Raw genomic sequence first — 841 nt, forward strand, 5'->3', positions numbered from 1 at the left:
CCAGTGGCGACTGGCAGCTGAGCAGCATTCCCGGCATCAGCAACAGGCTGCAGCTGACAGAGCCCGAAGGCTGGCAATTACCAATGCTGGAATTTCAGCTGCTGCCCACGCTGTATATCAATGGCAATCTGCACAGCAACGAAAACGGCAACAGTAATAACAACCACCTGCACAGCGACCCGCTGCGGCTGACCATTAAGCCCTGGCACATACAGCACGGGGCAGACAGCTTCCTGCAATTACAGACCAGCGAATTCAGCTGTCAGCCAGCGCCCGGCAGCTCGTTGCTGGTTGCCCTGCGAAGTGTGTTCAGCGGCCAGTGTGATATCAGCCTGCAACTGGCCAAATCGCGCTGGCAGGGCTGGCCGGTTCCCGATCTCAGCGCCAAAGGGCCGATAAAACTGCTGTATTCATTGCAGGACGATCAGCAGAACGGCAAGCCGCAGCAACAACTTAACGGCGAGCTGCAGCTCAGTGGCGCCGCTAACCAACTGCACCTGCGGATGCAATTGCAGCACGACCTGCTGCAACAGCGTGGCAGTATGCAGTGGCACCTCGATGACCTGGCGCTCAACTGGGACAAACTCAACCTGCCGGAAATGACGGCGCTGACCAAACTCGAATTTTTAAATGGCGCACTGGCCGGACAAGGCTGGATTGACTGGCAACAAACCGCTAACACCTGGCAGATCAAACCCGACCTGATGCTGCGCAGCGACAATATCAGCGCGGTTTACGACAACAGCATCGGCCTTGAACAATGGAACGCCTTAATCGCCCTGCGCCGGCCATTCAGCGGCGACTATTTACTCGACGCCCAGATCAGCGGCAAAAGCCTGAA

General features: G+C 57.2%; 1 protein-coding gene. It reads left to right on the top strand.

The annotated features are described in order from the left end of the window. Nucleotides 1-841, top strand: an 841-nt coding sequence (locus tag B3P58_RS02865) for a hypothetical protein (RefSeq protein ID WP_286716002.1), incomplete at both ends; no start/stop codon positions are given.

This window comes from Thalassolituus sp. UBA2009, from assembly GCF_002335285.1.
Taxonomy (GTDB): domain Bacteria; phylum Pseudomonadota; class Gammaproteobacteria; order Pseudomonadales; family Oceanobacteraceae; genus Venatoribacter; species Venatoribacter alkanivorans.